This is a genomic window from Acidovorax sp. 106 (assembly GCF_003663825.1).
Taxonomy (GTDB): Bacteria; Pseudomonadota; Gammaproteobacteria; order Burkholderiales; family Burkholderiaceae_C; genus Acidovorax.
In genome coordinates, this window is the sequence record NZ_RCCC01000001.1 from 4,651,205 (window position 1) to 4,675,848 (window position 24,644).

Consider the following 24,644-nt stretch of genomic DNA (forward strand, 5'->3'; position numbering starts at 1 on the left):
GACTTGAGGCCCATGCGCCATTTCAGCACAAGCTATTCGCCGTGTATTCACCGCGCATCGCACTTTGCCCCCATACCGCAGAGACTGCAACGTGACCCTAGAGAAATTGCCAACAGACGCCCAGCCAAACAGGGCATTCGCTTCGCATTTCACAAGGTAAGATGCCACGGCATATGCTGCATTACCGCCCATGAAAAAATCAGACCCCGACGTCCCAGCAAAGCCCAGCGTTCAGGTTCTCGAACGCATGTTCACGTTGATTGATGTCTTGGCCTCGCGAGAGGACGCGATCTCTCTTAAAGAGATTAGCGAGAAAACAGGGTTGCACCCATCCACCACCCATCGCATCCTGAATGACCTGACCATCGGCAGGTTTGTGGACAGGCCTGAGTCTGGCAGCTACCGGTTGGGCATGCGCCTGCTGGAGCTCGGTAACCTGGTCAAAGCACGGTTGAGCGTGCGCGATGCGGCGTTGGCCCCTATGCGCAACCTCCACAAACTGATCCAGCAACCCGTGAACCTAAGCATGCGGCAGGGCGACGAGATTGTTTATATCGAGCGCGCCTACAGCGAGCGCTCAGGCATGCAGGTGGTCCGGGCCATTGGCGGCAGAGCCCCTCTGCATCTGACATCTACCGGAAAACTGTTCCTTGCGCTGGACGACCCACAGCGTGTACGAGCCTACGCCACCCGCACGGGCCTGGCAGGCCATACCCGCAACAGCATTACCCAATTACCCATCCTCGAGAGAGAGCTGGCGAAGGCGCGCCAGTATGGGATTGCCCGGGACAATGAGGAACTGGAGCTGGGGGTGAGGTGCATGGCCGCTGGGGTCTACGATGACCAAGGCAAGCTGGTGGCAGGCCTCTCGATCTCCGCCCCCGCAGACCGACTGGATGAGGGCTGGCTAGCCAAACTTCAATCGACGGCCCAAGAAATATCGTTGGCTCTGGGCTACTCGGCAGAGCGCAGCCAATCACTGGCAACACCACAACAGACCACCGTCCGCACCAAAGGCTGAGCGCGCGACCCACATCCATGGGCCTTGATGCGCAGTGGCAAGGGATGCAAAGCAAAGATATGGTCGATACAAATAAATTGAGCCTGTCGCTCACCACGAACAGGCTCAACCCAACAGTGACCGGGAGCGAGGGAACGCCCCCCTCTAACCGCTCATCCGTGCCCACCCTTCGCCACCACTTTAGAACCGCTGCCACCAAACGATGAGGCGGACTCTACCCAGTGCCTCACACGCTCAGCGTCACCCAGGCGGCTGAACTTGCCTGCGGAATCCAGAAACACCATGATCAACTTGCGACCTGCAATTTCGGCCTGCATGACCAGGCAACGCCCAGCTTCAGAGATATAACCCGTTTTCTGCAGCCCAATATCCCACGTGGGATTTTTCACCAGGCCATTGGTGTTGTTGTACTGAAGCGTCTTGCGCCCCACCGCCACTTCGTAGCTGGGTGATGTGGAAAGCTCGCGCAGCATAGGGTCGCCATGGGCCACGTTGACCAAGGTGGCCAAATCACGGGCACTGGATTGGTTTTGGCTCGAGAGCCCCGTAGGCTCAACGTAACGCGTATCGGCCATGCCAATAGCGCGTGCCTTGGCATTCATCAGGCCCACAAAGGTACCCAGCCCGCCAGGATAGGTACGCCCTAGGGCATGTGCCGCGCGGTTCTCGCTAGACATCAAGGCCAGATGCATCATCTCGCCACGGGTCAGCGTGGTGCCAACGCTCAGACGGGAGCGACTGCCCTTTTCAGTATCCACATCATCTTGCGTGATGGTGATGGGCTCGTCCATGGGCAGGTGCGCTTGGCTGATGATCAAACCCGTCATCAGCTTGGTCAGCGAGGCAATGGGCAACACTGCATGGTCATTTTTGCTGAGCAGAACCTCATGGGTGTCCTGATCAATCACCAGAGCCACGCTGGACTTGAGGTCCAGAGGATCGGAGACCTCATGCAGTCCGGCCATTTGGCCAAACGACAACTTGGCAGGCACGATAGCGGCGCGCGATGCTGCCTGCACCTTAGAAGAACGTTCTGCAGCTTGCGCAGCAACGCGGGTTCGTCCCTTGGCGGGACGGTCGGCGTTGCGCAAAACGGCCGCAACACGGCGGGTATCTGCCGTCTTTTTGGTAGCAGCCGTCGCCGAAGGGGCCGCTTTTTTGACGGTCACACGCTTGCGCTCAGCGGCATCGGCTGCCGGAGCCACCAACGCAGAACTGATGACAACAAGGCTGATTACAGAGAGAGCCCGGCTCACTGCGGCGCGAAGGCGATGGTGCATCCAAGTGCTCCAAACGTTAGTAAATGTGTTGCAGTGTACAGAATCAAAAAAAGTCGCGCAAGATCAATACCTTGCACGACTTTTAATGAAATTGGTTGAATTATAAATTGCTTACTCAACCCTGCGCTGCCACCCTGTCCGCTTTACTTTGTAACTTGTTCAGAGCGCTCAGGTACGCCTTGGCGGAAGCAACCACGATGTCTGGGTCCGCCCCCACCCCATTCACAACCCGGCCGCTGTTCTGCAATCGCACCGTCACTTCGCCTTGGCTCTCTGTAGATCCACTGATAGCGTTGACCGAGTACAGCACCATCTCTGCGCCACTCTTGACGTGGGACTCAATGGCTTTCAACGAGGCGTCTACAGGGCCATTGCCGACCGACTCGCCATGCACTTCGGCACCGTCGACAGTGAAAACAACACGCGCTCTGGGCTGTTCACCTGTCTCGCTTTGCTGGAACAGTGACACAAACCCGTACTGCTCGCGCTCGCTGGTCACGCTTTCATCGCTCACAAGGGCCAGAATATCCTCGTCAAAAATCTCGCTCTTGCGATCGGCAAGCTCCTTGAAGCGAGTGAAAGCCGCGTTGATTTCTGTCTCACTGTCCAGACTCACTCCCAGCTCTTGAAGCCGCTGCTTGAATGCATTGCGGCCGCTGAGCTTGCCCAACACAATCTTGTTGGCACTCCAGCCCACATCTTCAGCACGCATGATTTCGTAGGTGTCACGGGCCTTGAGCACGCCATCCTGGTGAATGCCCGATGCGTGTGCAAAGGCATTCGCGCCCACCACAGCCTTGTTGGGCTGCACCACAAAACCCGTGGTTTGGCTCACCATGCGGCTGGCCGCCACAATGTGCTGGGTGTCAATGCCAAGATCCAGGTTGAAATAGTCACGGCGCGTCTTGATCGCCATGACCACTTCTTCCAGCGAGCAGTTGCCTGCACGCTCACCCAGGCCATTGATCGTGCACTCCACTTGGCGCGCACCGCCAATCTTCACTCCGGCAAGCGAGTTGGCCACTGCCATGCCCAAGTCGTTGTGGCAATGCACTGACCAGACGGCTTTGTCGCTGTTCGGGATGCGCTCACGCAACGTCTTGATGAAGTTACCGTACAACTCTGGGATCGCATAACCCACGGTGTCCGGGACATTGATGGTGGTGGCGCCCTCGGCAATCACAGCCTCCAGCACACGGCACAAAAAGTCGGGTTTGCTGCGATAGCCATCTTCGGGGCTGAATTCAATGTCGGCCACCAGGTTGCGTGCGAATCGCACAGACTGCTTGGCCTGCTCCAGCACTTGCTCGGGTGTCATGCGCAGCTTCTTCTCCATGTGCAGCGGAGACGTTGCGATGAAGGTATGGATGCGAGCGGAGTTGGCCCCTTTGAGCGCCTCTGCAGCGCGCGCGATGTCACGGTCGTTGGCGCGCGACAACGAGCAAATCGTGGAGTCCTTGATGGCATTGGCAATCGCCTGCACCGCCTCAAAGTCGCCGTTGGAGCTGGCAGCAAATCCGGCTTCGATCACATCCACCTTCAGGCGCTCAAGCTGACGCGCAATGCGCAGCTTCTCGTCCTTGGTCATGGACGCGCCGGGGGATTGCTCGCCATCGCGCAAGGTGGTGTCAAAAATGATGAGTTTGTCTGCCATGTCGTTTCTCCTGGTACTGGTGGGGTTAGCCCGCAACGCTCAAAAACTGCCGCCCAATGAAAAAGGCCCGCTGCGGGTGCATACGGGCCTTTGTAGAAAAGTGTGCGCGTGCGCCTACTGTCTCCGCCCGTGGGGAGGTAGCAGTAGAGCCAGAGCGAACATATTCATGCGTTGCAATGTAGCACAAGTCCACAACCACGGGCACTTTCACTTGTGAAGTCCACGCTCGTCCGGCTCATCGGTGGAGGTGCTGATCACACTGCTGTGCTGCCCTTTGGCTTTGCGCCATCCGTAGACGCCATAGCCACTTACGCCGTACAACACAAACACGCCAAACAGCACAATTGGTGGGTGGATGTTGATGATGGCAATACCCAGCGCAATCAACACGATGGCGGCAAAGGGCACGCTCTTTTTCATCTGGATATCTTTGAAGCTGTAAAACGGCACATTGGTCACCATGGTGAGGCCCGAGTACAGCGTGAAGGCAAACATCACCCAGGTGATCTGCGACCAGCTGAGCCATGCATCTTCTCCTGGATGCACGCCCAACTCGGTCATCAGCCAGATAAAGCCAGCCACCAAGGCCGCCGCAGCGGGTGAAGGCAGCCCCTGAAAATAGCGTTTGTCCACCACGCCGGTGTTCACATTGAAGCGCGCCAAGCGCAGCGCGGCGCAGGCACAGTACACAAACGCTGCAATCCAACCCCAACGTCCCAGGCCTTGCAGCGACCACTCATAGGCAATCAAAGCCGGTGCGGCACCAAACGACACCATGTCAGACAACGAGTCCATCTGCTCGCCAAACGCGCTCTGGGTGTTGGTCATCCGAGCGACCCGCCCATCCAGGCTGTCCAGCACCATCGCACAAAAAACACCCACGGCAGCCATATCGAAGCGGCCATTCATCGCCATGACAATGGAATAAAAGCCACCGAACAACGCCGCCAGCGTGAACAGATTGGGCAGGATGTAAATGCCCTTGCGACGCTTGCGAACCATGACACCGGCGTTGTCGCTGGGCTTATTGCCATCATGCATCAAACAGACCTCCAGCGCTTTATAGACAAGCGCAAACAGCTATTACATTTATAGCAAATCAATCCAAGGACGCGAAAGCGCCACACCTATCGCCAGACCACCTCCGCCAGCCAGACGAAAGAGGCAGTGTAGCCTCTGCCAACCCTGCCGACGGAGCCAATGAAAAAGGCCACCGAAGTGGCCTTTGGACGCTTCACACCGGAAGAGTCAGTTGCGGGTCTGATCGACCAGCTTGTTCTTGGCGATCCAGGGCATCATGGCGCGCAACTGGCCGCCCACCTTTTCGATGCTGTGGTCGGCCGTGTTGCGACGGCGGGCTGTCATCGACGGGTAGTTCAGGCGGCCTTCCTGGATGAACATCTTGGCGTAGTCGCCGTTCTGGATGCGCTTGAGCGCATTGCGCATAGCGGCGCGCGATTGCTCGTTGATCACCTCAGGACCGGTCACGTACTCGCCGTATTCGGCGTTGTTCGAGATCGAGTAGTTCATGTTGGCAATGCCGCCTTCGTAGATCAGGTCTACGATGAGCTTGAGCTCGTGCAGGCACTCGAAGTAGGCCATTTCAGGAGCGTAGCCAGCTTCGACCAGGGTTTCGTAACCCATCTTGATCAGCTCAACGGCACCGCCGCACAGCACGGCTTGTTCGCCGAACAGGTCGGTCTCGGTTTCTTCCTTGAAGTTGGTCTCGATGATGCCAGCCTTGCCACCGCCGTTGGCAGCGGCGTAGCTCAAGGCCAGGTCACGGGCCTTGCCGGACTTGTCTTGGTGCACAGCGACCAGGTGGGGCACGCCGCCGCCTTGGGTGTAAGTGTTGCGCACAGTGTGGCCTGGGGCCTTGGGGGCGACCATCCACACGTCCAGGTCGGCGCGGGGCACGACTTGGTTGTAGTGCACGTTGAAACCGTGGGCAAAAGCCAGCGAAGCGCCTTGCTTGATGTTGGGTTCGACGTTGTTCTTGTACACGGCTGCGATGTCTTCATCGGGCAGCAAGATCATGACCACGTCAGCCGCCTTCACCGCGTCGTTGACTTCCAGCACGTTCAGGCCAGCCTTGCCAACCTTGTCCCACGAGGCACCGCCCTTGCGCAGGCCGACCACGACCTTCACGCCGCTGTCGTTCAAGTTTTGTGCATGGGCGTGACCTTGCGAGCCGTAGCCAATGATGGCCACGGTCTTGCCCTTGATCAGGCTCAGGTCGGTGTCTTTGTCGTAGAAAACTTTCATGGGTCGCTCCGGTTGAAATACGTTGTTGGGGGTTGAAAACTAAACGGTCGATTGTCTTATATCGGATTTGAATTTAGCCGGATGGCTGAGCGAGGAGTCGCAGACAGTGCTTTGGCACGGCACGCTACCCCACGACGCAAGCCGGTCGAAGGCAAATCCGTCACACGCGCAGAATGCGCTCGCCGCGGCCAATGCCACTGGCACCAGTGCGGACAGTTTCGAGAATGGCGGTGCGGTCGATGGCCTGCAGGAACGCATCGTTCTTGGACTGATCGCCCGTCAGCTCGATGGTGTAGCTCTTCTCAGTCACATCAATGATGCGGCCACGGAAGATGTCGGCCATGCGCTTCATCTCCTCGCGCTCCTTGCCCACAGCACGCACTTTCACCATCATGAGCTCACGCTCGGTGTAGGCGCCTTCGGTGAGATCGACCACCTTGACCACTTCGATGAGACGGTTCAGGTGCTTGGTGATCTGCTCGATCACGTCGTCGGAACCCGTGGTCTGGATCGTCATGCGCGAAAGCGATGGATCCTCCGTGGGGGCCACGGTGAGGGATTCAATGTTGTAGCCACGGGCAGAGAAAAGGCCCACGACGCGCGACAGCGCACCGGGTTCGTTTTCCAGCAAAACGGCAATGATGTGTTTCATGGTGATGGATTCCTCTTTTCGCTGCCCTCCCCTGCGCACGGTAATGCGCAGGCTTGGCAGACAATAGATTCGTCAAAAAATGCTATTAATTAGATAGCTGCTAGCGCTTGTCAAATAAGCGCCGGATGCCGATATGGCTTAAAGGTCTTCCGACCCCAGCAACATTTCGGTAATGCCCTTGCCGGCTTGCACCATGGGGAACACGTTCTCCGTGGGATCGGTACGGAAGTCCAGGAACACCGTGCGATCCTTGAGCCTGCGGGCTTCGCGCAAGGCCGGCTCCACATCCTGAGGGCGCTCGATGAGCAAGCCCACGTGACCATAGGCCTCTGCCAATTTCACGAAATTGGGCAGCGCATCCATGTAGCTGTGGCTGTAGCGGCCCGAGTATTCGATCTCTTGCCACTGGCGCACCATGCCCAGGTACCGATTGTTCAACGCGCAGATCTTGATCGGCGTGTTGTACTGCAGGCAGGTAGACAGTTCCTGGATGTTCATCTGCACCGAGCCCTCACCCGTGATGCAGAACACCTCGGAATCCGGCTTGGCCAGCTTGATGCCCATGGCGTAAGGAATGCCCACGCCCATAGTGCCCAGGCCACCGGAGTTGATCCAGCGGCGTGGCTCGTCAAAACGGTAGTACTGCGCCGCCCACATCTGGTGCTGCCCCACATCGGACGTGACGTAGGCGTCCGCATCCTTGGTCATGTTCCAGAGCGTTTCCACCACGTACTGCGGCTTGATCACCTCGGGCGAGCCCATGTCGTACTTGAGGCAGTTGCGGCTGCGCCAGGCTTCGATCGTGTCCCACCATGCCGACAAGGCGCCAGCATCAGGACGCGTGCTGCTCTCGCGGATCATGGAGATCAGCTCGGTCAGCACATCCTTCACATCGCCCACGATGGGCACATCCACCTTCACGCGCTTGGAGATGCTGGATGGATCGATATCGATGTGGATGATCTTGCGGTCGTTCTGTGCAAAGTGCTTGGGGTTGCCGATCACTCGGTCATCAAAGCGAGCCCCCACAGCCAGCAGCACATCGCAGTTCTGCATGGCGTTGTTGGCTTCGATGGTGCCGTGCATGCCCAGCATGCCCAGGAATTTGCGGTCCGAAGCCGGATAGGCACCCAAGCCCATCAGCGTGTTGGTGACGGGATAACCCAGCATGTCCACCAACGTGCGCAACTCATTAGTGGCATTGCCCAAAAGCACACCACCGCCCGTGTAGATGTAGGGGCGCTTGGCCGCCAGCAGCAGTTGCAAGGCTTTGCGGATCTGACCACTGTGGCCCTTGCGCACAGGGTTGTAAGAGCGCATTTCCACGCTCTGCGGGTAGCCCGTGTAAGGCACCTTTTTGAAGGAAACGTCCTTGGGGATATCCACCACCACCGGGCCCGGACGGCCCGTGCGCGCGATGTGGAATGCCTTTTTGAGCGTCATGGCAAGATCGCGGGGATCTTTGACCAGAAAATTGTGTTTAACGATGGGGCGGGTGATGCCCACCGTATCGCACTCCTGGAAAGCATCAAGCCCGATGGCAGCCGTAGGCACCTGACCAGAGATGATGACCATGGGAATGCTGTCCATGTAGGCCGTGGCAATGCCGGTCACAGCATTCGTCAAACCAGGCCCCGAAGTGACCAGCGCCACCCCTACTTCACCAGTGGCGCGGGCGTAACCATCAGCGGCATGCACAGCGGCTTGCTCGTGGCGCACCAGAACGTGCTGAATGGTGTCTTGCTTGTAGAGGGCGTCGTAGATGTAGAGAACAGCACCGCCGGGGTAGCCCCAGATGTATTGCACATTCTCTGCTTGCAGCGATTTGACGAGAATCTCGGAACCCATCAGCTCCGGCGATCCAGCGGCGGAGGCTTGTGCGGCGGCAGCGGCCACGTTGAGTTCTGCTTTGGAAATTTCCATGATCAACCTTTGTGAATTTCTCTGACGAAAAACCTTGGGTGCTCCTTGCGTGTGCTCTTGTGAAGCCAGCTTGGAACTTGAGGCCAAGGACATGGGCGGGATGATTACCGCGCCGGACCGTGACCCGTTTGCCTTTTGAATTGCTTTTGGATTATCGCACTGCAACACACATACACACGATGCATTTCAAAAAAAACATCAAAAATGCGATAATCGAAAGCTGCGCAGCTCCATAGGCCCTCCTTTTTGGCCGAAGATCGCGCACCATTCCCGGGCCCATTTGTCTTGGCAACTGAACAAGAACTCTCCGATTTCCTCAAAAGTGTAGAAAAGCGCGCTTTCAAGCGTTCGCTTTACCACGTTCGCAATGAGGAAGCGGCCCTGGACATTGTGCAGGACAGCATGCTCAAGCTGTCGGAGCACTATGGGGATAAGCCCGTCGCAGAGCTGCCCATGCTTTTTCAGCGCATCCTGTCCAACTGCACCCTGGACTGGTTCCGGCGCCAAAAAACGCGCAATGCACTGTTTTCGAACATGAGCGACTTCGAAGGCCCTGGCGAAGATGGCATGGATTTTGATTTGCTGGAGGCATACTCAGGCCCCGACAACGGTGAGCGCGCCGCAAGTGCAGAAGACGAGACCACCAGAGCACAGACCTTTCGGGAAATTGAGGCGGAGATCCAAGAATTGCCAGCACGTCAACGGGAAGCATTCCTCATGCGTTATTGGGAAGAAATGGATGTTGCAGAGACGGCTGCTGCAATGGGCTGCTCGGAAGGCAGCGTGAAAACGCACTGCTTCAGAGCCATCCAGACCCTGAGCAAGGCACTGAAGGCCAAAGGAATCGAGTTATGAACACCGCACCAAACCACGCTACCGAAGCAGCTGCAGACCAATTTGCGCGCCGCGTTGCGGCCAGAATGGCGCAGGGCACCGATGACTTGCCTTATGACATTACCGAGCGCCTGCGCGCGGCACGCGTGCAAGCCCTGGCCAAGCGCAAGGTGGTTTCGCCTGTCCGCAAAGCGGCGCCTGCGCCGGTTGTTCTTCGATCTGGCTCTAGCGCGATTTTGGGTCGCGGCGGCGATGGAGGCTGGTGGAATGCCTTGGTGTCGGCCATTCCCCTGATGGCACTGGTGATTGGACTTTTCGCCATCAACATCGCACAAGATGAAAATGGCCTCAATGAAGTGGCCGAAGTGGATGCCGCCCTTTTGACCGATGACTTGCCGCCAGAGGCCTATACAGATCCTGGATTCATGCAGTTCCTCAAAACCTCGGCTACCGCGCGCAACTGACCCTGCCGGATACCCCACACTACGCGCCCTGCATGCACACAGACAAGACCGTTGCGCCCACCAACATGCCAGCCATCGTGCTGGCTTTGGTGCTTTTGGGCGCCGTGGCGGCAGGCAGCTTTCCAGTGGCGCAATATGTGCTGATGGCGCCAAGTACCCTGCTGCCCGCCCCTAATCCCAAGCCCATCAATGCACGCCCTGCGAACATGGCAAGCGCCGACCGCACGCCGGATACGCTTTCTGAAATTGCCTCCGGACCAGGCTGGGAAACCCTGACCACCCCGCAAAAATTGGCCCTCTACCCTCTGGCAGAACGCTGGGCTGTATTGAGCGAGAGCCAAAAACGCCGCTGGCTGGCTCTGTCCCAAACCTTTGCGGCCCTTCCGGCCGAAGAGCAGGACAAACTGCACAACCGGATGACCGAGTGGGCCAATTTGAGTGGGCGCCAGCGCAGCCAGGCACGATTGAACTACGCCGATGCGCAACGCCTGGACCCCAGCGAAAAACGGGCGCAGTGGGAGGCCTACCAAGCCCTGAGCGAAGAAGAAAAGCGGCTCTTGGCGGCCGATGCGCCAGCCAAACCCGCAGGTGCGGCCACCGCCTTGCGGCCGGTGGCTCCGCAAAAGCTGGCCAAAGTTCCTGCCGCAACACAGGCAGGCCCGGCACGCGCCAACCCCCCCAAAATCACGCCGGTGGACCCTCACACGCCCCGCCCCATGGTTGCGCCTGCAGCCATTGCTGCCCCCTCGGATACCGTCTCCAGCCCTTCAGCACCGGTGGTCGTGGAGACAAATCCTGTGAGCATTCCCTCGGCAACGGGCTCGTCCCTGCCACCGCTGCCCCCCACATCCAGTGCACCAGAGCCTGTCGCCGCGCCTGCTCGCCCCGAAGATCTGGGCTACCAACCGCAGTGATACGCTTGCGGCATGTCCGCCCGTCCTGATTTCACTGTGCCCCAGCCTTCGCCTCCGTTCACCATCGCCCCGCAGCAAGCCCCCAGCCTGAAGCGGCGCATGGCCTGCTGGCTGTACGAAGGCATCTTGATGTTTGGCGTTGTATTCATTGCGTCGTATCTGTTTGATACGCTCAGCCAATCTCGCCATGCACTGGACAATCGCTACCTGCGCATGGGCTTTCTGTTCATCGTGTTTGGGATCTACTTCGCATGGTTCTGGGCCAAAGGACAAACGTTGGCGCAAAAAACCTGGCACATCCGCGTAGTGAGCCCCTCTGGTCAACCCATTACGCAAACACGCGCCTTGCTGCGGTACGTGCTCTGCTGGGTGTGGTTTTTGCCTCCGTTGGCGGCTTACTCCACCGGCATTCCGGTGTTGGAAGTGCTCGTTCTGCTGGCCGGCTGGGTCGCCGTGTGGGCCATTTTGAGCCGATTCCACCCCACCCAGCAGTTCTGGCACGATGCATTGGCTGGCACCCGTCTGGTGCATTTCGTTCAAGCTAAAAAATAAAAACCCAGCCGCGCGCATCCATGCGCGCCTGGCCAACACATCCCTGCGCATGCCATCCACGCCGCCCCACTCCTCAAACCCCGCCAACCCCCAAAAAAGCCGCACAGGCCTGAACCGGGTATGGCACGCCGCAGGCTACTCCATCGAAGGCTTGAAGGCCGGTTGGCAGGAAACCGCCTTCCGCCAGGAAGCCCTCGCGGCCATTGTGCTGCTGCCAGTGGCCTGCTGGCTGGGCAAGTCATGGGTAGAGGTAGCCCTGCTGGCGGGGTCGGTCATCATTGTGATGATTGTGGAGTTGCTCAACACAGGCATTGAAACAGCCATCGACCGCATTGGCCCCGAGTGGCACGATTTGTCCAAACGCGCCAAGGACATGGGCAGCGCTGCGGTGCTGCTGGCGCTCTTGCTCTGTGGTGGCATCTGGGCCGCCGCCCTCTTTCAAAGGTTTTTCCATGGCTAGCCCCGCTTTTTCTATTTGTGTGTATTGCGGCTCCCGCCCCGGCGAGAACCCCGCATTTGCCCAAGCCGCGCAAGCTGTGGGGCAATGGATTGGAGAGCATGGAGGGCAGTTGGTTTATGGCGGAGGGCGCGGCGGACTCATGGGTGTGGTGGCCGAGGCCACACGCCTGGCAGGGGGCCGTGTGGTGGGGGTCATCCCGCAAGCCTTGGTGGACAAGGAACTGGCCAACCGCCAATGCGATGAACTACACATCGTGCAAACCATGCACGAACGCAAGGCCATGATGGCCGAACGCAGCGACGCTTTTATTGCGCTGCCAGGCGGCATTGGCACATTTGAAGAGCTGTTTGAGGTGTGGACCTGGCGCCAGCTGGGCTACCACGGCAAGCCCCTGGGTCTGCTGAACGTGGCGGGCTACTACGACGGCTTGCTGGGCTTTTTGCGCACCAGCGTGGCCAGTGGGTTCATGGGAGAGTGGCAGATGGAACTGCTGCAAGCCGATATCTCGGCAGAGCCCTTGCTGCGCAATCTGGTGCAAGCCACAGGGCCTGGGCAAGCCCCCACCGCGCTGCGCTCAGTCATCTGAGCCAGCCTGGTGCGGCATCCCAGGGCCGCATCCAACACAGCTGAGCCGTGCCATTCAGCAGGCCCTGGCGAATGCCCCCTCCACAGCCGCAGAGAGGGCAAGCACATCAAATAGCCGCGTCGTCCAGATCCCCAGTGCGGATGCGCACCACACGCTCCACGGCCGTGACGAAAATCTTGCCGTCACCAATCTTGCCAGTGCGGGCCACATTCACGATGGCATCCACGCAGCGGTCCACGTCTTCGGTCTTCACGGCCACTTCCACCTTCACCTTGGGCAAGAAGTCAACCACGTACTCTGCGCCGCGGTACAGCTCGGTGTGGCCTTTTTGACGGCCAAAACCTTTGACCTCGGTCACCGTCAAGCCCGTCACGCCGCATTCGGCCAGGGCCTCACGGACTTCTTCCAGCTTGAACGGCTTGATAACTGCGGTGATCATTTTCATGGGTGGGTCTCCTGGGAATGTCAAAAAGGCTTTGGGCCGGGGATTGAAAAAAGCGAACCAGACAGAACCCGTCAGGCCCGGAATTGGTTGGTGATAGGGTAACGCCAGTCTTTGCCAAAACTGCGGCGCGTGACGCGAACCCCTACAGGGGCCTGGCGACGCTTGTACTCATTGAGCTTGATGAGGCGCGTGACACGCTCGACATCAGCACGGGCAAAACCGGCGGCAATGATGGACTCAATGGGCTCGTCATTCTCCATGTACCGGGCCACGATGGCGTCCAGCACCTCATAGGGCGGCAAGCTGTCCTGGTCTTTCTGGTCGGGGCGCAGTTCGGCACTGGGCGGGCGGGTGATGATGCGATCTGGGATCGGGTTGGCGCCCGCGCCATACGGGTCGTTGGCATTGCGCCAGCGCGCAAGGTCAAACACCCGCGTCTTGGCCACATCCTTGATGACGGCAAAGCCTCCGGCCATGTCGCCGTACAGCGTGCAGTAGCCTGTCGCCATCTCGCTCTTGTTGCCCGTGGTCAGCACCACCGCACCAAACTTGTTGGACAACGCCATGAGCAGCGTGCCGCGAATGCGCGCCTGCAGGTTCTCTTCGGTCGTGTCTTCAGGCAAGCCCGCAAACTCGGTGGCCAGCGCTGCCTTGAAGGCTTCAAACTGGGGTTTGATCGAAATTTCGTCGTAGCGCACGTTCAGCCGCTCGGCCATGTCACGGGCGTCAATCCAGCTGATGTCAGCGGTGTAAGGCGACGGCATCATCACCGCACGCACTTTGTCGGCACCGAGCGCATCCACGGCGATGGCCAGCACCAGCGCGGAATCAATGCCGCCCGACAAGCCGAGCAATGCCCCCGGAAAGCGATTTTTGCCCACATAGTCACGCACGCCCAAGACCAAGGCATCCCACAGATCGGCCTCAGCACTGGGCACTGGCGCCACATCCGCTACCAATTCAATAGCACCTTGCGCAGATTGGGTGCGCACTACAAACAGATTCTCTTTAAAACCCGGGGCCCGGCCCGCCACCGCGCCGTTGGCGTTGAGGGCAAACGAGCGCCCCTCAAACACCACCTCATCCTGCCCACCCACCAGATGCGCGTAGATGAGGGGCAGGCCCGTCTCGGCCACGCGCTCGCGCATGGTCTGCTCGCGCTCGGCGCTCTTGCCCAGGTGAAAGGGCGATGCGTTGATCACCGCCAGCAGTTGCGCTCCGGCCGCAGCCGTATCCCGCGCCGCCGCAGGAAACCAAGCGTCCTCACAGATCAGCACCCCTGCGCGCACGCCGGCCACCTCCACCACGCAAGGCGTTTGCTCGGCCACAAAGTACCGGCGCTCGTCAAACACCTGGTAGTTGGGCAGCTCGCGCTTGAAATAGGTTTGCTCGACCTGCCCATGGCGCAGCACGCTGGCCGCGTTGTGACAGGGGCTGAAGGCCGGGGCGCCCGCGGCCACGGCTTGCGGGTGGCCCAGCACAATGACCAAGCCCTGTAACCCTGCGGTCTCGCGGGCCACGGTTTTCACGGCATCATCACAGGCGGCCAAAAAGGCTGGGCGCAAGAACAGGTCTTCTGCGGCATAGCCGCACACCGCCAACTCGGGGGTCAGCAACAACTGCGCCCCCTGGGCATGGGCTTCGCGCGCGGCGGCAATGATTTTTTGCGCATTGCCGGGCATATCGCCCACCACAAAATTGAGCTGTGCAGTGCAAATGGAGAGCGTCATGGAACTGAAGAAGGCCCCGCAGGCCTGGTTGGACAACGCCCACGCGGGCCCTGTAAAGCAGAGGCAGACACCCCCTATGGATCCCTGCAACCCCAAGGCACGCCGTGGCTGAGTCGCACATTATCGCCCGCGTGCACCCCAGCATGCTGGACCTGCCCGCAGAGCCCTGGAATGCGCTGCTGGCCCAGCAAACCCATGCGACACCCTTCATGCGCCACGAATACCTTGCGGCCCTGGAGCGCAGCGGCAGCGCCACCCCGCGCACGGGCTGGACGCCACGCTTCATCTCGCTGTGGGAGGACGACGTGCTGATCGCCGCTTGCCCGCTGTACCTGAAAGACCACTCGTACGGCGAGTACGTGTTTGACTGGGCCTGGGCCAATGCCTACGAGCAGCACGGCGTGCCCTACTACCCCAAGGCTGTGGTGGCCGTGCCCTTCACTCCTGTGCCCGGAAGCCGCTTGCTGGCGCGCGACGACGCCGCCCGGGCCCTGCTGGTGCAAGCAGCGCGGCAATGGTGCGTGGACGAAGGCATCTCCTCGCTGCATGTGCTGTTTGCCAGCGAGCAAGACACCGCCATCTGCGCTGAACAAGGCCTGATGCTGCGCCACACGGTGCAATTTCACTGGCAGAACACACGCCCCGAGCCCGCCAATGCAGCAGGCCCAGGCACCCCCTTGCCACCTGCCCACAGCTCCTTTGCCAGCTTTGACGATTTTTTGGCCCACCTCAGCCAAGACAAACGCAAGAAGATTCGCCAAGAGCGGCGCCGTGTGGCCGATGCGGGCGTGCGGTTCCGCTGCTCGCAAGGCCGCGCCATCAGCCAAGCAGATTGGGATTTTTTCTACCGCTGCTACGAGCGCACCTACCTGGAGCATGGCAACCCGCCCTACCTCAGCCGTGCCTTCTTTGCCGAGATGGCACAGCACCTGCCCGACGCCTGGCTGCTGTTCATCGCCGAGCGCGATGGCGCACCCATTGCTAGCAGTTTGATAGCTATCAGCGCTTATGAATCAAGCGCTAGTGGCCAAAATGGCCAAGAGCTTGTGGCCTATGGCCGCTACTGGGGCGCACTGGAGCGCGTGGACTGCCTGCACTTTGAGGCCTGCTACTACCAACCCTTGCAGTGGTGCATTGAGCAAGGTGTACAACGCTTTGAAGGCGGTGCCCAGGGCGAGCACAAAATGGCCCGGGCCTTGCTGCCGGTGCAAACCCACAGCGCCCACTGGCTGGCACACCCCGCATTTGCCGATGCAGTCGAGCGCTTTTTGGAGCGTGAGGGCGAAGGCATTGGCGAATACCTGGAGTCACTGCAAGAGAGAACGCCTTTTCGCCAGGCGACCGGATCGGCACCTGGGTAGCGTCCCATTCAACCCGCTGCACAGGCCAAAAAAAGGCCGGGGCATCATGTACCGGCCTTACAACATTCAACGCTGGCGAATACAGCCGCCAGCGAAACCCCAAGGGGCTGAACCCTTGGGGCTAAGCGCTATCAGAACGACTCCCAATCTGCATCATTTCCCCCCGCCGCTTTGGGCGTGGCAGCGCTGCTAAAAGGAACCTGGGGCGCAGCCGCTTTGGGGGCGGCTGCCCCTGCAACCTTGGCCTTCAAGGCCTTGGCCGCCGGAGTCGCCACCCGGGCCGGTGCAAAGTGCGAGCGTGGCGCCGCAGCCTGTGCTCGGTGGGCCTGGGCGTTTTGCTCATCGGCGGGTGACAACTTGAAAAACGCCACGGTGCCCACCAAGTCTTGCGCCTGGCTGTTCAAGCTGCTGGCCGCTGCGGCCATTTCTTCCACCAGGGCGGCATTCTGTTGAGTGACCTGGTCCATCTGGGTCACGGCCTCGCCCACCTGACTCACCCCCTGGCTCTGTTCGCCGCTGGCAGCACTGATTTCGCCCATCAGATCCGTCACACGCTTGATGGCACCCACCACTTCTGTCATGGTGTTACCAGCTTGATCGACCAGCGAGGTGCCCTGCTCCACTCGCTCCACACTGTCGTTGATCAGTGTCTTGATCTGCTTGGCCGCCTCGGCCGAACGACCGGCCAGGTTGCGCACCTCGCTGGCCACCACGGCAAAGCCACGGCCTTGCTCACCCGCGCGGGCGGCTTCCACAGCGGCGTTCAGCGCCAGGATGTTGGTCTGAAAGGCGATGCCATCGATCACACCAATGATGTCGCTGATCTTGCGCGAGCTGTCGTTGATGCCCTTCATGGTCTCAACCACCTGGCCCACCACCTCGCCACCATGCACGGCCACCGTTGAGGCGCTCATGGCCAGTTGATTGGCTTGGCGGGCGTTGTCCGCGTTCTGACGCACGGTGGAATTGAGTTGCTCCATCGACGCAGCGGTCTGCTGCAGGGCACTGGCTTGCTGCTCCGTGCGCGCACTCAGGTCATTGTTGCCCTGGGCAATCTCAGACGAAGCCGTCGCAACGTTCTCAGAGCCCTCACGCACATGGCCCACGATGCGCGACAGGCTCTGCTGCATCGCCGACAGGGCGTGAAGCAGTCGAGCGAGCTCGTCCTTGCCCTGGGCGTCGATGTCGATCGACAGATTGCCCTTGCTGATTTCTTCGGCCGCTTCCATAGCGCGCTGCACCGGGGTGGTGATGGAGCGCGTGGCCCACACGGCGAACAACAGGCCCAGCAGCAAAGAAACGCCAGCACCGATACCCAAAGTCCACTGGCTCGCGGCAGCAGCTTTCAGAACAGACTCTTCAAATGAATTCAGTTCGTCGTGGGTGTATTTGGTGACGTCTTCCAGAGACTTGATGTAGTTCTGCGCTAGAGGGCGCAGCTCGGTGTCCACCAATGCAAACACATCCTCACCAGCCTTCTTGCGCTCCAGCAGTTTGGAGCGGGCGTCGATATAGGTCTTGCGCGTGGCGGCCACCTTGTCCAGCAGCTCCTTGCTCTTGGCACCCTCCATCAGGGCTTCCAGCTGCTTTTGTCGCTCCGTCACCGATTTGGTGGTGGCTGCCATTTCGGCGCCCAGGGATGCGATGTATGCGGCGTCGTTGGTTTTGAGTGCCGCAGAAGCCCGCGCCCAGTTCAGATCAATGGCGGCTTTCCACTCCATGGCCAGTTCGTTGCGATCAATTTCCACGGTGGAAATACGTACCGTAGCCTCTTTGAGGGTCGACAGACGCCAAACGCCGAGGGCGGCGATCAGAGCCGTTATCAAAAGGATGAGGCCAAATGCCAATCCCAAACGGGTACCAATTTTGAGGTGGTTCATGACGGTTCTCCACAAAAGGCTGATATATGCAGCTAGGCGGCCTCCCTCACGGCACCGCCAGCATCTTTTTTGTCTTCAATCGAGTGCTTCAGACAGAAGGCGACAGCGCACTGTCACCGCACCAAAACAATTTGACACACACAATTGTGAATTATACTGCAAATTTTTATCACATGCATCAATTTTAATGAATTAACCATTGTTTGACCATATAAATTCTTCAATGAGGTGCGCTGTCGCAGCCACGCGACGGATAAATTTGCTAAAAATAGCGATTCGCATTCATCAATATATGCGGGCCATCGTACGCCCCAACCCAGTGCTTGGGTAGTCCTTGATCTAGAGCAAAACTCACCAAGTTGAGGCGCGGGCGTCCAACCCTGTGGCGCCCTCAGGTCTCGAAAAGCCGGTCACCCCAAAACAAAAAAGCACGCCCTGAGGCGTGCTTTTGATGGGTGTTGGCTTGGACGCAGAGCAGGGCAATGCCCTCCTCTGCGTCCACGCAATGCAACTTGGCTCCGATTAAAAGCTCTCCCACTCATCGTCATTGCCACCGGCCTTCGCTGCCTTGGGCGCAGGCGCCGGGGAGGCTGCCAAGCTCGCCACCGGCGCCTTGGCCGCTGCCCCCTTGGGCTTGCTCAGTGCAGGCCGGGCCGCGCTGCTGCCAACGGGGTTGAAGCTACTGGTGCTGCCTGGACGCGGGGCGGTATAGCTGCTGCTGGGGGCGCTGTAGCTGGCGCCGCTGGCATCGTGCGCCAGTTTGAACACCGCCACCGCGTTCACCAATTCGCCCGCCTGGCTGTTGAGGCTGCTGGCCGCTGCCGCCATTTCTTCCACCAAGGCCGCGTTTTGCTGTGTGGCCTGGTCCATTTGCGTGACGGCTTCGCCCACTTGGCCTACGCCCTGGCTCTGTTCGCTGCTGGCCGCGCTGATTTCTCCCATGATGTCGGTCACGCGCCGGATGGCGGTGACGACTTCGGTCATGGTGCTGCCCGCTTTGTCTACCAGCAGGGTGCCTTGCTCTACCCGCTCTACGCTGGCCATGATCAGGCTTTTGATTTCTTTGGCCGCTTCTGCGCTGCGCCCTGCCAGGTTGCGTACTTCAGAGGCCACCACCGCAAAGCCTCGGCCTTGTTCGCCTGCTCGCGCGGCTTCCACCGCTGCGTTCAGCGCCAGGATGTTGGTCTGGAACGCAATGCCGTCGATCACGCTGATGATGTCTGCAATCTTGTTGCTGCTGGCATTGATGCCTTTCATGGTCTCCACCACTTCGGCCACAACTTCTCCGCCTTGGGTGGCGACGGTCGATGCGCTCATGGCCAGTTGGTTGGCGGTGCGGGCGTTGTCTGCGTTTTGGCGCACCGTGGAGCCGAGCTCTTCCATGGAGGCGGCGGTTTCTTCCAGGGCACTGGCTTGTTGTTCGGTGCGCGCGCTCAGGTCGTTGTTGCCCGAGGCGATCTCGGCGCTGGCCGAGGCCACGCTTTCTGCATTTCTGCGCACGCCAGACACAACACGCGTGAGCGAATTCTGCATGTCGCCCAGGGCTGAAATCAAAGGTGAAAACTCATCTTGACGGGTGTCTTGCACAGACTGCATAAGGTTGCCATCACGCACACGTTCCGCCACCTGTTGGGCTTGTAAAACCCTGTTTTGCAGTGCACGCCCAGTCCATATCACCAAACAAACCAAAGCAGACACAGCACCAAGAATGGATACAACCAGGAATACCAGGGTGGACTGAAGGTTGGTGTCGATCCGGCTCACATCGGCAGCCACCAACTGCTGTTGGAGCTTGACGGTATCAGCCGTCAGTTGCAGCACGGCGTTGCGAGCGGGAATGGTCTTGTCGACCAAGTAGGCCATCGCGTCGTCTTTTTTATCCGAAGTGATCAGCGCAATGTTGCCCTCGCCATGGCGCCAAAATTCGGCCAACAAAGGTGGAAACTTATCAAAAAGCTGCCGCTCATCAGGCGTGGAAATGGCCTTTTCGTAGCTTTTCAGCGCCTCTTCCAGCAACCGTCTTTTCTCTGCAATGTCATTCAAGGACGCATCCCGCTCCTGCACATTTCTTGCCAACATCGCATGACGCAACTGCAGCGAAACACGGGTGACGTTCAGCTCCACGCCTGCAATACGCGCAAATTGCGAAATATTCACGTCTCGAATTTCCACAGCCAAATGCGAAACCCGCGTGAGCTGCACATAGGAGTACCAGGCGACGCCAGAAAAAGCCAAGGCCAGAACCACTGTCGTCGTGTACAAACGACCCGAAATACTGCGGATGAATCTACTAAACATGCCCACCTCCGTGTAGTTGGAAGAAATTGAAACGATGTGCCGAAGGTCAACGTTGGCTATTCAAAGCTCAAACGGACATGGAATCCCCCAGCAATGACAAGAACTTTGAGAGCCAACACGCGGTTGAAAACGACTCATCAGAAGTTCAAATTTATCATATTTTCATCTTAAATCATTTTTCTCAAAAATACAATCCCAAATTGCATGCATGCATCCACACGACACAGCACGATGCAGCGTGTCAAAAGACGTTTGCACCGGACCTCTCCGGCGGCAGGCACAGGCCTCTCAAGACAGCAGGACGTCTGCGGCATCCAGCCGATAAAACCACCGGGGCAATAAAAAAAGCATGCAGCCCCAACAGGCTGCATGCTTTAGAAAAGCCCCGAATCAGTAAAACGATTCAGGCCTTCAGATCGAAACTGCTATCGAAACTGCTCAGTTCTGCGATTTCTTAAAGTTTTCCACGCCGTCGGTGATTTCCTTCTTGGCGGCGTCAATGCCTTCCCAGCCCAGCACCTTGACCCACTTGCCCTTTTCCAGGTCCTTGTAGTGCTCAAAGAAGTGGGCGATAGCGTTGCGGCGCATGGCGTTCACGTCGTCAATGGTCTTCCAGTGGTCGTACATGGGCAGGATCTTGGACGTGGGCACAGCAATCACTTTGCCATCCACACCGGCCTCGTCTTCCATCATCAAGATGCCCAGGGGGCGGCAGGTCACCACCACGCCGGGGTGCAGGGGGTAAGGCGTGATCACCAGCACATCCACGGGGTCGCCGTCGCCCGACAGGGTCTGGGGCACGTAGCCGTAGTTGGTGGGGTAGTGCATGGCCGTGGTCATGAAACGGTCCACAAAAATGGCGCCCGACTCCTTGTCCACTTCGTACTTGATCGGGTCCGCATTCATCGGGATTTCGATGACCACGTTGAAGGACTCTGGAAGGTTCTTGCCGGGGGTGACGTTGTTGAGGGACATGTCTTTAAAAATAGTGGTTAGCAACGGTAACCCGCGAAGCATGGCATGCCATATTGCGTCGGGATTAACCCTGATTTTAGGGGCACACCCCTTTCTACCCGCTTGCATTTGGGGCTTTGGCTGTAAATTGGGCCCGTTGGCCAATCGGCCCTGCAGCGCGGGGCCCGAGGAAGCAACGCAGCGGAAGCACCACCGATGCGTCGTGTTTCCATCCGTGCAACTGCCTTCATAGGAGCACCGAATGGCTGAAAACGCAGCAATGACCCCTCCCCTTCTTCTCGCCCTGGTCTGTGGACTGGTGGCCGTGGCCTATGGCATCTGGGCCAGGGGCTGGATCTTGGCCAAAGACCCTGGCAACGCCCGCATGCAAGAGATCGCCGCCGCCATCCAGGCGGGCGCTGCGGCGTACCTGTCCCGCCAGTACAAGACGATTGCCGTGGTGGGCGTGGTGCTGGCGGTGCTGATCGGGGTATTTCTGGATGGCACCACGGCCGTGGGCTTTGTGGTGGGCGCGGTGCTCTCGGGGGCCTGCGGGTTCATCGGCATGAACGTGTCGGTGCGCGCCAATGTGCGCACCGCACAGGCGGCCACACAGGGCATTGGCCCGGCGCTGGACGTGGCGTTTCGCGGCGGGGCCATCACCGGCATGCTGGTGGTGGGGCTGGGCCTGTTGGGTGTCACGGGCTTTTTCTGGTTCCTGGTGGGCAACGGCAACCTCACGCCCACGGCCCACCTGGCCACGCTGCTCAACCCGCTGATCGGGTTTGCGTTTGGCTCGTCGCTGATCTCGATCTTTGCGCGACTGGGCGGCGGCATCTTCACCAAAGGCGCTGACGTGGGCGCCGACCTGGTGGGCAAGGTCGAAGCCGGCATCCCCGAAGACGACCCGCGCAACCCCGCCGTGATTGCCGACAACGTGGGCGACAACGTGGGCGACTGCGCAGGCATGGCGGCCGACCTGTTTGAGACCTATGCCGTGACGCTGATCGCCACCATGGTGCTGGGCGCCCTGCTGGTGGGCTCTGCCGCCATGAGCGCCGTGGTCTACCCGCTGGCGCTGGGGGCGGTGTCCATCATTGCGTCCATCATTGGGTGCTTCTTCGTCAAGGCCACGCCGGGCATGAAGAACGTGATGCCCGCGCTGTACAAGGGCCTGGCGATTGCAGGGGTGCTGTCGCTCATCGCCTTCTATTTCGTCACGGTGTGGATCATCCCGGACAACGCCATCACCGCCACGGGCAGCCAGATCAAGCTGTTCGGCGCCTGCGCCACGGGGCTGGTGCTGACAGCGGCGCTGGTGTGGATCACCGAGTTCTACACCGGCACGCAATACGCACCCGTGCAGCACATTGCCCAGGCGTCCACCACCGGGCACGGCACCAACATCATTGCGGGGCTGGGCGTGTCGATGCGGTCCACGGCCTGGCCGGTGATTTTTGTGTGCCTGGCCATTCTGTCGGCCTACCAACTCGCGGGCCTGTACGGCATTGCGGTGGCGGCCATGTCCATGCTGAGCATGGCGGGCATTGTGGTGGCGCTGGACGCCTATGGCCCCATCACCGACAACGCAGGCGGCATTGCCGAGATGGCCGAGCTGCCCAGCAGCGTGCGCGACATCACCGACCCGCTGGACGCCGTGGGCAACACCACCAAGGCCGTGACCAAGGGCTACGCCATCGGCTCGGCCGGACTGGCCGCGCTGGTGCTGTTTGCCGACTACACGCACAAGCTCGAAAGCTATGGCCGGGCCATCACATTTGATTTGTCTGACCCGCTGGTCATCGTGGGCCTGTTCATAGGCGGGCTGATTCCGTACCTGTTCGGCGCCATGGCGATGGAGGCCGTGGGCCGCGCGGCCGGGGCCGTTGTGGTAGAGGTGCGCCGCCAGTTCCGCGATATCCCGGGCATCATGGAAGGCACCGCCAAGCCCGAATACGGCAAGGCCGTGGACATGCTGACCACCGCCGCCATCAAGGAAATGGTCATCCCCAGCCTGCTGCCTGTGGTGGTGCCGGTGGTGGTCGGCCTGCTGCTGGGCCCCAAGGCGCTGGGCGGGCTGCTGATGGGTACCATCGTCACGGGGCTGTTTGTGGCCATCAGCATGTGCACCGGCGGCGGCGCGTGGGACAACGCCAAGAAGTACATCGAAGACGGCCACCACGGCGGCAAGGGATCTGAGGCGCACAAGGCCGCCGTGACGGGCGACACGGTGGGCGACCCCTACAAAGACACCGCAGGCCCGGCCATCAACCCGCTGATCAAGATCATCAACATCGTGGCGCTGCTCATCGTGCCGCTGGTGGTCAAGTTCCACGGGGGGTGACGGGCTGCCTGCCAAAGGCCCATAACCGGCGCCAGGGGCCGCGCCTGCCTGACCCACATCAAGCAGACCGCGGCAGGCCCCGCCCCTTGCGCAAACATTCATTGACGCACCGCCCCCCCATCTCCACCATGCAAGGCGAGCGCGTTACTGTTGGAAGGAGACACACCATGACCGAACTGGTCGTTCGCCGCCTGTTGATTGACCTGGCCCAGCCCATGGCGCAGCACTGGTGCGGGGGCGACGCGTTTCGCACGGCGCTGTTCAATGCGCTGTCGATGAGCTTTCCGATGGGGGAGCAGTTCTTCATTGATGCCGTGCGAGATGGCCACAAATCCATGCCCCCTGAGCAACACGCCCGCTATGCCAGCGAGGTGCGCGGCTTTATGGGGCAAGAGGCCACACACCGCCGCATCCACGGCCTGTTCAACAGCCACCTGGAGCAGCGCGGTCTGCGCAACCTGTGGGCGCAGTCCATCGCCAAGCAGCGCAAGCAGTTTGAAGGCCTGGACCCGCGCCACGCCCTGGCGGTGACGGCGGCCAATGAACACTTCACCGCCGTGCTGGCCGAATGGCTACTGGGCCACCCTGACATGCTGGCGGGCAGCGAAGAGCGCCTGCAAACCCTGTGGCTGTGGCACAGCGCCGAAGAGGCTGAGCACAAAAACACCGCGTTTGACGTGTACCAGGCCCTGGGCGGCGACCACCGCTGGCGCATCGTCTGGTTTCGGCGCACCACGCTCATGTTTGTGCTGGATGTGACGCGCCAGATCCTGCACAACCTGCACAGCGATGGCAGCCTGTACCAGCCCAGCACCTGGGCCAGCGCATGGCGCACGCTGATGGGCCCCGCCGGGCTGGTGCGCCACACCTGGCGCCCCTGGAAGGACTATCTGCGGCGCGACTTTCACCCCAGCCAGCAGGCCAGCCCGCTGTCTGGCGAATGGCTACAGCGCAACCGCAGCCGCTTCACGCTGGTGGGCGAGAGGGGCTGATGCGGCCCGAGGCCAAACGCCTGCGAAACGCCATC

22 protein-coding genes are annotated in these 24,644 nt (G+C 60.0%); 11 read left to right on the top strand and 11 right to left on the bottom strand.

Features of this window, described 5'->3' with window-relative positions; genetic code table 11:
* Positions 1 to 190 precede the first annotated feature (190 nt).
* Positions 191 to 1,021: an IclR family transcriptional regulator gene (locus tag C8C98_RS20400; protein ID WP_121455757.1), complete on the top strand. Its 831-nt coding sequence runs from the start codon at positions 191 to 193 to the stop codon at positions 1,019 to 1,021.
* Positions 1,022 to 1,173: 152 nt separating this feature from the next.
* On the opposite strand, the gene C8C98_RS20405 is transcribed toward C8C98_RS20400, so the two are convergent.
* From C8C98_RS20405 to C8C98_RS20430, 6 genes are all read right to left on the bottom strand, one after another.
* Positions 1,174 to 2,301: a serine hydrolase gene (locus C8C98_RS20405; protein WP_121455758.1), complete on the bottom strand. Its 1,128-nt coding sequence runs from the start codon at positions 2,299 to 2,301 to the stop codon at positions 1,174 to 1,176.
* A 115-nt stretch (positions 2,302 to 2,416) separates the two neighbouring features.
* Complete coding sequence (locus C8C98_RS20410; protein WP_121455759.1) at positions 2,417 to 3,955, bottom strand: 2-isopropylmalate synthase; 1,539 nt, start codon at positions 3,953 to 3,955, stop codon at positions 2,417 to 2,419.
* Between the two features lie 207 nt (positions 3,956 to 4,162).
* Positions 4,163 to 4,996, bottom strand: a complete 834-nt coding sequence (pssA, locus tag C8C98_RS20415) for a CDP-diacylglycerol--serine O-phosphatidyltransferase (protein ID WP_121455760.1) — start codon at positions 4,994 to 4,996, stop codon at positions 4,163 to 4,165.
* A 207-nt stretch (positions 4,997 to 5,203) separates the two neighbouring features.
* Complete coding sequence (gene ilvC, locus C8C98_RS20420) at positions 5,204 to 6,220, bottom strand: ketol-acid reductoisomerase (RefSeq protein ID WP_056067358.1); 1,017 nt, start codon at positions 6,218 to 6,220, stop codon at positions 5,204 to 5,206.
* A gap of 160 nt (positions 6,221 to 6,380) precedes the next feature.
* The gene (ilvN, locus tag C8C98_RS20425) at positions 6,381 to 6,872 is read right to left on the bottom strand and encodes an acetolactate synthase small subunit (protein ID WP_007857867.1); all 492 of its coding nucleotides are present in this window, start codon (positions 6,870 to 6,872) and stop codon (positions 6,381 to 6,383) included.
* 138 nt (positions 6,873 to 7,010) lie between these two features.
* Positions 7,011 to 8,795 carry an acetolactate synthase 3 catalytic subunit gene (locus tag C8C98_RS20430; RefSeq protein ID WP_121456423.1) on the bottom strand — a complete coding sequence of 595 codons (1,785 nt, stop codon included), beginning with the start codon at positions 8,793 to 8,795 and terminating at the stop codon, positions 7,011 to 7,013.
* Positions 8,796 to 9,080: 285 nt separating this feature from the next.
* Here C8C98_RS20430 and C8C98_RS20435 point away from each other — a divergent pair, with 285 nt between their 5' ends.
* The 6 genes from C8C98_RS20435 to C8C98_RS20460 are packed head-to-tail and all read left to right on the top strand — an operon-like array spanning position 9,081 to position 12,605.
* The gene (locus C8C98_RS20435; protein ID WP_121455761.1) at positions 9,081 to 9,650 is read left to right on the top strand and encodes an RNA polymerase sigma factor; all 570 of its coding nucleotides are present in this window, start codon (positions 9,081 to 9,083) and stop codon (positions 9,648 to 9,650) included.
* Positions 9,647 to 10,093 carry a DUF3619 family protein gene (locus C8C98_RS20440; RefSeq protein WP_121455762.1) on the top strand — a complete coding sequence of 149 codons (447 nt, stop codon included), beginning with the start codon at positions 9,647 to 9,649 and terminating at the stop codon, positions 10,091 to 10,093. Before C8C98_RS20435 ends, C8C98_RS20440 begins: the two co-directional genes overlap by 4 nt.
* A 32-nt stretch (positions 10,094 to 10,125) precedes the next feature.
* The gene (locus C8C98_RS20445) at positions 10,126 to 11,007 is read left to right on the top strand and encodes a DUF3106 domain-containing protein (RefSeq protein WP_121455763.1); all 882 of its coding nucleotides are present in this window, start codon (positions 10,126 to 10,128) and stop codon (positions 11,005 to 11,007) included.
* A 12-nt stretch (positions 11,008 to 11,019) separates the two neighbouring features.
* Positions 11,020 to 11,559 (top strand): RDD family protein, encoded by a 540-nt coding sequence (locus C8C98_RS20450; RefSeq protein ID WP_121455764.1) that lies wholly within the window; start codon positions 11,020 to 11,022, stop codon positions 11,557 to 11,559.
* A gap of 49 nt (positions 11,560 to 11,608) precedes the next feature.
* The gene (locus C8C98_RS20455; protein WP_121455765.1) at positions 11,609 to 12,019 is read left to right on the top strand and encodes a diacylglycerol kinase; all 411 of its coding nucleotides are present in this window, start codon (positions 11,609 to 11,611) and stop codon (positions 12,017 to 12,019) included.
* A complete protein-coding gene (locus C8C98_RS20460) occupies positions 12,012 to 12,605 on the top strand; it encodes a TIGR00730 family Rossman fold protein (protein ID WP_121455766.1) in 594 nt (197 codons plus the stop codon). The genes C8C98_RS20455 and C8C98_RS20460 overlap by 8 nt, the downstream gene beginning before the upstream one ends.
* 106 nt (positions 12,606 to 12,711) lie before the next feature.
* Here the strand turns inward: C8C98_RS20460 and C8C98_RS20465 are convergent, their stop codons facing one another.
* The gene (locus C8C98_RS20465; protein WP_121455767.1) at positions 12,712 to 13,050 is read right to left on the bottom strand and encodes a P-II family nitrogen regulator; all 339 of its coding nucleotides are present in this window, start codon (positions 13,048 to 13,050) and stop codon (positions 12,712 to 12,714) included.
* 71 nt (positions 13,051 to 13,121) lie between these two features.
* Positions 13,122 to 14,780 carry an NAD+ synthase gene (locus C8C98_RS20470; RefSeq protein WP_121455768.1) on the bottom strand — a complete coding sequence of 553 codons (1,659 nt, stop codon included), beginning with the start codon at positions 14,778 to 14,780 and terminating at the stop codon, positions 13,122 to 13,124.
* A gap of 104 nt (positions 14,781 to 14,884) precedes the next feature.
* On the opposite strand from C8C98_RS20470, the gene C8C98_RS20475 reads away from it, so the two are divergent.
* Positions 14,885 to 16,141 carry a GNAT family N-acetyltransferase gene (locus C8C98_RS20475; protein ID WP_233574626.1) on the top strand — a complete coding sequence of 419 codons (1,257 nt, stop codon included), beginning with the start codon at positions 14,885 to 14,887 and terminating at the stop codon, positions 16,139 to 16,141.
* Positions 16,142 to 16,272: 131 nt separating this feature from the next.
* On the opposite strand, the gene C8C98_RS20480 is transcribed toward C8C98_RS20475, so the two are convergent.
* A complete protein-coding gene (locus tag C8C98_RS20480; RefSeq protein ID WP_121455769.1) occupies positions 16,273 to 18,021 on the bottom strand; it encodes a methyl-accepting chemotaxis protein in 1,749 nt (582 codons plus the stop codon).
* A 522-nt stretch (positions 18,022 to 18,543) separates the two neighbouring features.
* On the bottom strand, positions 18,544 to 20,319 hold the full coding sequence (locus C8C98_RS20485) for a methyl-accepting chemotaxis protein (RefSeq protein WP_121455770.1): 1,776 nt from the start codon (positions 20,317 to 20,319) through the stop codon (positions 18,544 to 18,546).
* Between the two features lie 77 nt (positions 20,320 to 20,396).
* On the opposite strand from C8C98_RS20485, the gene C8C98_RS21705 reads away from it, so the two are divergent.
* Positions 20,397 to 20,777, top strand: coding sequence for a hypothetical protein (locus C8C98_RS21705; protein WP_147436438.1), 381 nt, complete (start codon positions 20,397 to 20,399; stop codon positions 20,775 to 20,777).
* On the opposite strand, the gene ppa is transcribed toward C8C98_RS21705, so the two are convergent.
* Entirely contained in the window at positions 20,758 to 21,294 is a 537-nt protein-coding gene (ppa, locus tag C8C98_RS20490; RefSeq protein ID WP_121455771.1) for an inorganic diphosphatase, read from the bottom strand. The two genes, C8C98_RS21705 and ppa, sit on opposite strands and share 20 nt — an antisense overlap.
* Before the next feature lie 241 nt (positions 21,295 to 21,535).
* On the opposite strand from ppa, the gene C8C98_RS20495 reads away from it, so the two are divergent.
* Entirely contained in the window at positions 21,536 to 23,617 is a 2,082-nt protein-coding gene (locus C8C98_RS20495; RefSeq protein ID WP_121455772.1) for a sodium-translocating pyrophosphatase, read from the top strand.
* Between the two features lie 167 nt (positions 23,618 to 23,784).
* Positions 23,785 to 24,609, top strand: coding sequence for a metal-dependent hydrolase (locus tag C8C98_RS20500; RefSeq protein WP_121455773.1), 825 nt, complete (start codon positions 23,785 to 23,787; stop codon positions 24,607 to 24,609).
* The last annotated feature ends 35 nt before the right edge of the window (positions 24,610 to 24,644 follow it).